A 10,554-nucleotide genomic window follows, 5' to 3' on the forward strand; every position below is an offset into this window, starting at 1 on the left:
TTTTATAGTGAATTATTTATATTATATTGTAAAAATTTAAATTCTATTACTTAATTGATTTTTTCATCACCTTTATAGTATGACCACTTCTGATAAATTGATAGTTAAATCACTTCATTATAAAACCAGTCCTTTATTTTTTTTAGTTTTGATAGTATAATTGTTTTAAATAATATTTAAGAATTTATAAAAAATTAAATTATTACGTATAAATAAAAAATCTGTCGGTTCTAGGATTTTTGATATAAGAAAGAAAATGAATTTAACACTTGAAGAATGGGGAAAAATTTTCAATACTAGTAAAGGTAGGTTATTATTAAACCTTAAATTAATAAAACATGGTCTATTACCTATAAATATTAAATTTACTAATAGAGAAAAATATTATAATAGCTTCGATGAATACCCTGTAAATAATGGTGCTGATTACCTTACGGAACTAATCGCAAGTTATGAAGTAGAGGAATTAGAAAAGTATATAGTTATAATAGAAAATTAAAAGTTGAGTTTTAACAAGGAGAATTACTTATAAACGTTGATATAAAAGTGTTCTTTCCATATATTTTAAAAACATATAACACTTCTGTGGAATAAAATTAGACGGCTCTATGCGGCTTTAAATAACTTGATTTTTCTTACTCTTGAAAAGCAATAGATTCTTTTGAAACATGTTTATTATATGCTAAAATACATAATAACATACATCGAACAAGGAGAAAAAATATGACAAAAAACATCAAACGTAGTATCACTGTTTTTTTAACTTTAATTTTAGCGGTCGTACTAAGTGCTTGCAGCATGCTACAATTTAATAAATCAGCCGAAAACATTTTAAACAAAACGGCAGACACAGCTAAAAGCATAAAAAATACCGATTTTGTTTCCACCAATGTTTCTGAAATAGTAAACGGTGAACAAACTCATAAAGTCGACAGCAAAATTTCAGGTTCCATTATTTTTGAACCATTCACTTTAAAAACTATTTCCGAAACCAAATCACAAAATATAACACAAAAATCTGAACTTTATGTTAAAGATAATGTTATTTATACAAAATCTTCCGGACAGAATAGTTGGATTAAAAACTCTAACGACAACGTTACATCACAATTCCAAAATCTAAAAAATATTGCTTACTCTGAAAAAATTTTTGAATTTTACAAGAAACTTGCCAAAGATTTTCAAGTAACTGAAGAAAATGGAAATTACGTACTTACTTATTCAGGTAGCGGTGAACAGTTTAAAGAACTCATGGTAGAAATCGTTAATTCCGCTTCCGGTTCTCAGCAAGTCGATACCAATACATTTAATGATGTTAACTTTAAAAATGTTTCTATTAGATATGTTATAACAAAAAAATTTATACCTGTTGATGTTGAAACAACAATGGATCTTGAGATTAAAAACAACATCGGTTCAGCTATGAAACTAACTCAAAAAATTTCCTATACTAATGTTAATAATGTATCGGACATTTCCCTACCTAATGATGTAAAAAATGCAACCGAATTAAAAACAGATTAATATTTTTCAATTAACCTAAATTTCTAAAACAAGGAGTTTAGGTTAATTTGGTTTTCTGGAAATATTAAATCTATTTACATATTTATTTTTATATGTTATATTATTGTCATATAACTATGATTATGAAAGGAAGAAAATTATTTACAATTATAGCGCCCGAACTAAGCACCGACGATTAACAGGGGTTTAGTTGACGAGGAAAAAAGTTATCGAAAATTCGGCGGATGCTTTTTCGGAAAATGGAATTTCGTTAAATGCTGTACAAAGGTGTACTTTCACTACAAAAACAGTATTATTTCCCGTATATTATTTTATATATTTATATACAAAATATTTTTTGTTACTAATTCTATAGTGGTAAGGCAACCCCGAGGAATTCTCCACTAAGAGTAGCAACGAGCTTAATAGCAATGTTTGTAGTGGTAATAGTAAAATGCCAAAAGCATTTTACTTGGAGAATTTTAGACCTTGGCTAAAATTCTAGCCGGAAAATCCACCCACGTAGTGGGTTAGTTGTAGGCGTCCATACCACTACTAACCATTATTAAAATATTTGTAAAGTAATATATACTTTAATAACATAATCTAAAACTATAATTTAGGAAAAGCAAGGAGATTTTATATATATGTGTGGAATCGTAGGATTTATCGGAGAAGATAATGGAGTAAAATTTTTAATTGACGGGCTTAGCAGTCTTGAGTATCGCGGCTACGACTCTGCCGGTATTGCCGGAATAGTTGATAAAGAAGCTAAGGTTATTAAAACTGTCGGTCGCATTAAAAATCTTGAGAAGTTGACTCCTGCCGACCTTTATTTTAATATCGGAATCGGACATACACGTTGGGCAACCCACGGCGGTGTTAATGAAACAAACTCTCACCCTCACCAAAGTTTTAACAAACGTTTTGTTTTGGTTCACAACGGAGTTATTGAAAACTTTCAAGAATTAAAAGACAGATTTTTTAAAGATGTTGAACTCGTCAGTGAAACTGATACGGAAGTAGTTGTTCAATTAATTCAAATTTATAGCGATCGTGGCTTATCTACTAAAGACGCTTTTAAAAAAGCCATTTCTAAACTACAAGGATCATATGCTTTATGCTTAATTGATACTGAAGACAAAGATACCTTATATGTTGCAAAAAATAAAAGTCCGCTTTTAATCGGACTTGGAGATAATTCTACTAACTATGTTGGTAGTGACGCTCTTGCAATGATTAAATACACTAACAACTTTTTAGAAATTAATGACGATGAAGTCGTTATTGTGAAAAAAGATGATGTAACTATTGAAGATAAAGACGGTAAAATCATAGAACGTAAACCTTTCTCTACTAACTTAAATGCAGGTGAAATCGACAAAGGTATTTACGAACATTATATGATTAAAGAAACAAACGAACAAGTCGGAGCAATGCGTAATATCATCTCTCATTACTTTAATGGACATGATGTAAATATTGATACAGAAATAATTAATCATATTAAAGATGCTGACAGATTATATATTATCGGTTGTGGTACCAGCTATAATGCCGGCTTGGTGGGTAGAAATTATTTCGAAAAATGGGCAGGTATTCCAACGGAAGTTCATCTAGCTAGTGAATTTGCCTACAATGTACCACTCTTATCGAAAAAACCAATGTTTATTTTCTTATCGCAATCAGGAGAAACTGCGGATTTACGTGCCGTTCTTACTAAACTTCGTAGTGTAAACTCCAGCTACAAATTCTTAGTCTTGACCAATGTTGATTCTTCTACATTAAGCCGTGAATGTGATTATACTTTACTTCTTCATGCCGGTGTTGAAATCGCCGTAGCATCTACTAAAGCATATACTTCACAAATAGCAATACTAAGCATTTTAGCATATGAAGTAGCAACAAGACGTAACAGTAAACCGAAACTTGATATTGAAAAAGAATTATCAGTAGTAACCTCAGCTATTGAGTCTATTCTTGATGATACCAAAACTATTAAAAAATTGGCAGAAGAGTTATTTACAGAACGAAACGCATTTTATATAGGTCGTGGCATTGACTATTATAGTGCCTGTGAAGCCGCTCTTAAACTTAAAGAAGTTTCTTATATTCAAACAGAAGGTTTTGCCGGTGGAGAACTAAAACACGGAACAATCGCTCTTATCGAAGAAAAAACTCCGGTAGTAGCTTTAATTACCAGCACAAAACTGGATCTTAATACCCGAAGTAATGTCAGTGAAGTAGCAAGCCGTGGTGCGAATACTCTAATTATCACATTGGAAAAATTAGCACGAAAAGGCGACTATGCCATTCCAAATGTTAATGAAGACCTTGCACCTATTGCAAGTATTGTCGTAACACAACTATTCGCCTACTATGCAGCTGTCGGGCGTGGACTTGATGTTGATAAACCGCGTAATCTGGCAAAATCGGTAACTGTTGAATAAATAATTTATAATAATTTTAATATCCCCTCAAAACTTAAACCGTTTTGAGGGGACTTACTTTAAAACTTACCTTAATATAAACCTATTTTATATATTTTCTTTTTATTACAAACACCAATATTAATCCAAAAATACCTAAAGCGAAATTACTGTTGGAAACTTCTCCGGTATTTGGCAGTTTTCTTGCTTTATTGCTTTTTTTCGGGGTATTATCTTTAGATTTCGGTGGTTGTTCTTCTTTATCTGTCGGTTTATCGGGTGTTTTCGGTGGGGTGTTGGGACTTGGAACCGGTGGCATTGGTGTGGTCGGTGGAGCTGGCGGGGTTGGTATTGGCGGTACCGGAGTCGGTGGTGTCGGAACAGGTGGTGCCGGCGGCGTTGGGTTCGGTGGGGTCGGGATTACTTCCCTATCGTCAGTAACCATTAACTTTCCGTCCTTATACTCCGCTTTTCCACTTGTAAGTGTAGAATGGATTGTTACCTTTCCTTTTTCATCTACACTAAATATAAAATCTGTTACCACTTTATAACCCGTTGGTGCAGATATTTCCCTAAAGGTATATTTCTTTCCTACTTCCAAATCTTTAATCGTATGATTTTTCCCTTTTTCAGTTATCCATTCATCTACTATTCTACCATCTCCATCTTCTCCCTCATAAATTCGTATCTTCGCTCCAACTACTTCTGATATTGTTTTATCATCGTTGAAACTTATTTTGCTTACTTCTACATCTTTTTTCTTAGGTTTCGGCAGTATTTCAGGAATATACTTATTATCAATTACAAAATTATATTTTTTATACTCCGTAATACTAAATTGATATTTTTTGTTATCCAAGGTAATGGTATTATTTTGTTTAGTATCTAAGTCCGGTCTAATTTCCGTAACGGTATATTTTATCTCCTGATTTTTATTATCAAATTTAGGAAGATTAGAAAATTCTACATGCCAATTATTTTCAGGTTTCGCTATTTGACGTTTTTGTTTATAAACTCCATTCTCAAGTAAAAAGATTTCCACTTCTTTTGTCGCTTCGCCGTTTGACCAAGTCTTTTGTGCTGTAACTTTAACCTTTTCAGATTCTTTTAAAGTGTTCTTAATAGTGAAATTGTTATCTGAATTTTTTATGTACTCAACGTCAAATGTTTTTCCGTTCAGTTGTATTTTTTTGTCGGTTTCTCCTACTTCTCGAACTGTATAGACATGTTTTTTAACGCCAGTTCCTACTTTTTCATATTCTTTTAAATCGGTAAATGTATATGACCAATTATTTGATTTATTCAGCTCTTTGGCTTCACCCTCTTTTACTCCGTCTTTATATAGTTGTACCAGTATTTTTTCTACAGGAGCTTTTAAATTTTCTCCTTTTTCATCTTTAAATTCCTTATTCACACGGATATTTATTCGTTTTACATCGTTGTATACTTTTAGAAGTTTTCCCTCAATATCCGTATCTTTCATTTCAAACTCCATGGTCTGAGTTGTTGCCGGATCAAAGTCAATCCAATTAGGTGCTTTAATCTCTTTTACTTTATATTTCCCAACGGGAAGATTTTTAATATTAGCGATACCCTCACTATTTGTTTTTAAAATAATAGTATCTTGTTCGTCTATAATTGGCAAATTATCTTCTTTTTTTAGGCTAAATTCAACGTCCGGTATTCCTATTGATGTTCCTTTTAAATATTTTAAAATTTTTAGTTCACCTTTTACAGTTCCCGTAACTCCTCCATCTGCATAAATATTTTTTACAGTATAGTTAAAATCTTTCCCCTCTACTTTTTCTTTATTATACTCGTGATACCATGCTTTTGATTTATTTACAAATTCTGATTGCTCCGGTTTAGTTATTTTAGTTTTATAAAAAATTATAAAATTATTACGTGAAGCATATCCTTGGCTTATATTTACATTAATATTTTTCCCATTAATACTAATGCTAGAGCCGGGATATTTATTCATAAAATCTTTAATAGCATTTTTTCCGGAAAAAGTATGTCTGCCATGAAGTCCTTCCGTTGATATTTCTAAACTGCTTTCTACTAATTCGTGACCATGTTGAATTTTATCTTCAATTTTTATCCCATTATAAACATCCGTTTTTGGTAAGTTCGCATTTAACCACCAATTAATATGCTCCGTATCTTGCGGATCTATATTACCTGTCTTGTAGTAAAATACACTTTCCGTTCCTGATTCCGGCTTCGTAACAGAAACCAGCACCTTTTTATATCCCGAAACAATATCACCCGTCTTCACATCTTCTTTTGAAGTTTGGGTAGTGTTTCTTCCTGTAATTTCAAAAGTTGCCCAACCCTCTACATCATCTAAATTGTTAACTTTATCATTAAATCTAATTACAGCCTTATCTACAGTTACTTCCAAATCTGCCACGTGCTGACCTTTAACTTCCAACTGTATTTTTTTACTATACCCTTCAAAAGTAGGTTGACCGGTTTTCTGCCAAGTAACTTCTATATAATCTCCACCTTTAATATTATGAGCGGTGTTTTCTTTAAATTTTAATTGAACGGTAGTTCTCCCACCATCTTGAATACTATTATTACTTACCGTCAAATCAGTAACAACTTTATTGCTTATATTATTTTCCTGTGCATAACTTTTACCAATTCCTAAAGAAGCACTTAGCGTAGTTAATAAAAGTAATATACTTAATATACCTGCACTTAACTTATTTCGCATTATTTTTTAAATCCTTTCTGTCTTTCTTATTCCATTTCTATAATATTATTATTCTTTATTAGTATATTTCTCTATTATTAATCTATAATTTTTTCTTTTTAGCCATTTTTATCTCCTCACTTTTTATTCTATTTTGATGATATTCCAATATACAGATAAGAAGGCGGCGGTTTTAAGTAAATGTTTTACTTAGCCCCACCCCCTCTTATGAGTGTGTTATAAATATCAGGATATAATTAGTTGCTAGGTCCACTAATTATCCTTTTTCATTATACAACTTTAATATGTAATAAGTGTGAAATAACAAAAAATAATATAGTTTTTCTCTAAAAATATTTATTGCTAAAAAATAAAATATTAATAAAATCAAAAATGTACGGTTAAAGGATTAATTTAAACACTAAAAATTCTAATCGAATTTTCTTAGATACACAATTTACTCATTTGAAAATTCACATTAAAGAATCTTTCTCGAATCTAATAAACTATGCTAAGCGGCTCGCCAAAATTAATTTCTAACTAAATTATATTTTTTAATCTCTTATTCCGATTATACCAATATACTTAATTTCCACATAAAAAAACAAACCCTCCGCATAATTTAGCAAAGAGTTTGTTTCACTTATATTTTATCCTTTTAGTTTAAATTTTAATTTTACAGGATTGTGATCGCTGTAACGATAGTCATGTGGTAATGTTTCTACTGAACTTACTTCAATATTATCGCTGGCTATATAACCGTCAATAACAAATTCATAAATATCTTTTTCACCTTTTTTATACGGTTTATTAGTTAATCTCGCTGAATTAGTTCCGTGATAAAGTTTAAAATTACTTGGTAGTAAATTTTTATCAAAATTCTCTGCACGCCACAAATCAAGAGGTACTTTTCCCAATTCTTCTTTTGATAATTCTCTAAGCGATTGGTTAAAATCTGCACCTACCAGTACATAATTACCTTTTTTATATTCTTTTTCTATAAATTCAACTAATTGCTTTGTCTGAGCGATTTTCCCTTTATTACCTTTATCATAAGCATCAAGGTGAGCATTAATAAGCACCAGTTGTTTATCGCTGTTTTTTATCTTACTGTAAATAACTGAAAAACCACGTTTAAGATTAGCTATTTTTTCAGGGAAATTGAAAGGTATAGGCATTTGATAACGCTCAGCCTTATCTATATTATATTTAGTCGCTGTATAAATACCGCTATTTACCTTACCGAGCGGTGGTAATGGGTATGGAATATATTTTACTTTAAAATTATAAGCTAAAATACTGTTTAACCCTAATTCTTTATTCAAATATTCTACCTGATTAATATTGTAACTTCTCTTTGAATCTTCATCAATTTCTTGAATAAAAGTTATATCGGTATTTTCATTTTTTATTATTTTCGAAATATTTTCTAAATTTTCTTCAACATGGTTTTTATCCAAAGGTAAAACCATCTCTCCACCGTCCATAAAAAAATCTTCATCTTTATCAAGTCCGGCATAACCTATATTCCAATCTAACGCACTGTAATCTTTATTAAGTTCTACTACCTTACCACCCGTTCCAACTACGGACAATTTTTCAATATCTTTCGGTTTATATTCCGTCGCCATTAAATAACCGACCAACGCACCGAATAACAAAAGACAAGTTAATATTGCATATAATATTATTTTAAAAATTTTCTTCATGAATTTTCTCCTTAAAATATATCAAAATTAATTTTGAAATTACTAAACTAAAAAAGTTTTAAACGATCTCTTTATAATTTTTACCGTACTTTATTAAATATAATAACACTTATAAGAAAACACATCTTATTTTTTAAAAATCATAATTTTTTTTATTAAATTACAATTAATTTTCAATTTTTTTATCTTTTTTCTGAGAAATAATTATGCCGATAAAAACAATAACCATTCCTAGCACTTCTCTAAGACCTATATGTTCTCCTAATATTATAACACCGGCTATCGCCGCAACAACAGACTCCAAACTCATTATAAGTGAAGCAGTATGGGCAGGTATATCACGTTGAGAGATAATTTGTAAAGTATAACCGACGGCACTCGACAATACTCCCAAAGCAAGCAGCGGAGCAGCTACACTTATTACAGCATCCGGTGTAATATTCTCTTTAAAGATTGCTAAACTTAAACTTAAAACACTAACTACTATCAGTTGGTTAATAGATAGTAACATCGAGTTAACCCTAACCGTAGCATAACCTATTATTATAATATGAGCACCGAATAAAAATGCACTGATAAAAACTATTAAATCACCTGTTTCAAAAGTAAATTCTTCTTTTACAGATAACAAATAAAACCCGATAACCGCTAAGATTAAACCTACAATAAAGTATTTATTAAGTTTTTCGCCGAGAAATACCCCGATAAGAGGTACTAAGCAAATATAAAGCACTGTAATAAACCCCGCTTTCCCCGCTGTTGTCATAGCAAGACCTATTTGTTGAATATACATGGCTAAAAACAAAACTATTCCACAAAGAAGCGACCAAAGAAGACTGCTGTATTTTACTTTTTTAATTTTAATCTTTGGTTCTTGAGTTTTATAAAGTGTGGGAAAAAGAAGTGCAACAGCACCAATCGCTATTACCGCTATTATCGAACGAAACCCAACAACACTGAGCGGTTCAAGAGCCTTGCTCGCCAAACTTTGCCAAACAAAAGCTATCCCCCAAATTATCGTTACAATACTTAATAATATTTCCGCTATAAATTTTCTCACATTACAATTCCTTTCTATTGCAAAGTATATGAATAAAACCTCACCATATAATTTTATAGTGTTATATTAAAAATTTCAACCGTTAGCATTTAATATAATACACTGTAGAATAAAATTCAAAAGGTAACAATAAAGTACCGATTTAAACAAAATTAAAAGGAATGCCGGTAAATAAACCCTTTCAATTCCTTTTATAATTTGCGGGTATTTATTTATGCGGAATTTACTATTTTTTAACTCTCTTATCCTACATCTACTTTGACTCTACAAACACTTTTATTAAAGGAAAAATTTCCTATGTACTTTACTTTCTTTCTATGTTATAATCATTAAGTAAGCCGCTATAGTTAAATGGTATAATAGAGCAATGGTAATGCTCCGTTCCCAGTTCAATTCTGGGTAGCGGCATCGCTTTAAAGTTAGAAAGAAGTTAATCAACTTCTTTTTTATTATGCTGAAATATCCGCTATTTTTGCATTGATTAACTCAACTAATACATCAGGTTTTACTTCAATCTGATGCCCGACCTTACCGGCTGATATAATAATTGTTTCCACATTATTACACTTTCTATCAATAATTGTCGGAAATAATTTTTTCATAGAAAACGGAGAACACCCGCCTTTGACATATCCTGTAATTGTTGTTAAGTCTTTTAACGGTAGCATTGATAATGATTTAAGCCCTGCCGCTTTTGCTAATTTTTTAAAATTAATACTGTCTTCACTCATCAATACTCCGACAACATAATTCCCTTTACCGTCAGTTGTCATAATTGTTTTAAATACCTGATTGTGTTCCTTACCGATAATATCCGCTACTCCGACACCGGTTTTTGCCGCATCACTTTTCACATCAAACTCATAATGATTATATTCAACTCCATGTTCCTCTAAAAATCTCATAGCATTTGTTTTTAATTCTTTTTTCTTTGCCATATATTCCCTCGGTTATTTTAATTTTTATTTTTTAATTATTAATTTTTATTCTACTTCAAAGTTTAATTTATGTCAAAGTAATATTAACAATTTATATAGATATTATCTATCAACTTGACTTCCCCATGCCTCGTATTTGACACAGAACCAAAAAAGAACGGATAAAATAATTATCCGTCCCTTTTTATCGGTTAGTTATTAACCTTTTCTT

Annotated in this window: 7 protein-coding genes and 1 tRNA gene; 4 read left to right on the forward strand and 4 right to left on the reverse strand. The window is 30.9% G+C overall.

Features of this window, described 5'->3' with window-relative positions:
• The first annotated feature begins 256 nt into the window (after positions 1–256).
• The 3 genes from HMPREF1983_RS03380 (at position 257) to glmS (ending at position 3,953) form a co-directional block, all read left to right on the forward strand.
• Positions 257–499 carry a hypothetical protein gene (locus HMPREF1983_RS03380; protein WP_021752892.1) on the forward strand — a complete coding sequence of 81 codons (243 nt, stop codon included), beginning with the start codon at positions 257–259 and terminating at the stop codon, positions 497–499.
• 224 nt (positions 500–723) lie between these two features.
• Entirely contained in the window at positions 724–1,524 is an 801-nt protein-coding gene (locus HMPREF1983_RS03385; RefSeq protein WP_040460910.1) for a DUF6612 family protein, read from the forward strand.
• Positions 1,525–2,150: 626 nt separating this feature from the next.
• On the forward strand, positions 2,151–3,953 hold the full coding sequence (glmS, locus tag HMPREF1983_RS03390; protein WP_021752896.1) for a glutamine--fructose-6-phosphate transaminase (isomerizing): 1,803 nt from the start codon (positions 2,151–2,153) through the stop codon (positions 3,951–3,953).
• Between the two features lie 82 nt (positions 3,954–4,035).
• Here the strand turns inward: glmS and HMPREF1983_RS03395 are convergent, their stop codons facing one another.
• The 3 genes from HMPREF1983_RS03395 to HMPREF1983_RS03405 all read right to left on the reverse strand — a co-directional run bounded on the left by HMPREF1983_RS03395 (position 4,036) and on the right by HMPREF1983_RS03405 (position 9,405).
• Positions 4,036–6,657 (reverse strand): Cna B-type domain-containing protein, encoded by a 2,622-nt coding sequence (locus HMPREF1983_RS03395; RefSeq protein WP_021752897.1) that lies wholly within the window; start codon positions 6,655–6,657, stop codon positions 4,036–4,038.
• 629 nt (positions 6,658–7,286) lie between these two features.
• The gene (locus tag HMPREF1983_RS03400; RefSeq protein ID WP_021752898.1) at positions 7,287–8,345 is read right to left on the reverse strand and encodes an exonuclease/endonuclease/phosphatase family protein; all 1,059 of its coding nucleotides are present in this window, start codon (positions 8,343–8,345) and stop codon (positions 7,287–7,289) included.
• A gap of 166 nt (positions 8,346–8,511) precedes the next feature.
• Positions 8,512–9,405 (reverse strand): DMT family transporter, encoded by an 894-nt coding sequence (locus HMPREF1983_RS03405; RefSeq protein ID WP_021752899.1) that lies wholly within the window; start codon positions 9,403–9,405, stop codon positions 8,512–8,514.
• A gap of 337 nt (positions 9,406–9,742) precedes the next feature.
• On the opposite strand from HMPREF1983_RS03405, the gene HMPREF1983_RS03410 reads away from it, so the two are divergent.
• Positions 9,743–9,813, forward strand: a tRNA-Thr gene (locus HMPREF1983_RS03410).
• Positions 9,814–9,854: 41 nt separating this feature from the next.
• Here HMPREF1983_RS03410 and ybaK read toward each other — a convergent pair.
• Positions 9,855–10,343: a Cys-tRNA(Pro) deacylase gene (gene ybaK, locus HMPREF1983_RS03415; RefSeq protein WP_021752900.1), complete on the reverse strand. Its 489-nt coding sequence runs from the start codon at positions 10,341–10,343 to the stop codon at positions 9,855–9,857.
• Positions 10,344–10,554 lie beyond the last annotated feature (211 nt).

It is taken from the genome of Gemella bergeri ATCC 700627, assembly GCF_000469465.1.
In the GTDB taxonomy this organism is placed as follows: Bacteria; Bacillota; Bacilli; order Staphylococcales; family Gemellaceae; genus Gemella; species Gemella bergeri.

Bases quoted from the DNA above. Each gene is read 5' to 3' on its own strand.
- HMPREF1983_RS03380 (WP_021752892.1), top strand. From the start codon at position 257: ATGAATTTAACACTTGAAGAATGGGGAAAAATTTTCAATACTAGTAAA.
- HMPREF1983_RS03385 (WP_040460910.1), top strand. From the start codon at position 724: ATGACAAAAAACATCAAACGTAGTATCACTGTTTTTTTAACTTTAATT.
- glmS (WP_021752896.1), top strand. From the start codon at position 2,151: ATGTGTGGAATCGTAGGATTTATCGGAGAAGATAATGGAGTAAAATTT.
- HMPREF1983_RS03395 (WP_021752897.1), bottom strand. From the start codon at position 6,657: ATGCGAAATAAGTTAAGTGCAGGTATATTAAGTATATTACTTTTATTA.
- HMPREF1983_RS03400 (WP_021752898.1), bottom strand. From the start codon at position 8,345: ATGAAGAAAATTTTTAAAATAATATTATATGCAATATTAACTTGTCTT.
- ybaK (WP_021752900.1), bottom strand. From the start codon at position 10,343: ATGGCAAAGAAAAAAGAATTAAAAACAAATGCTATGAGATTTTTAGAG.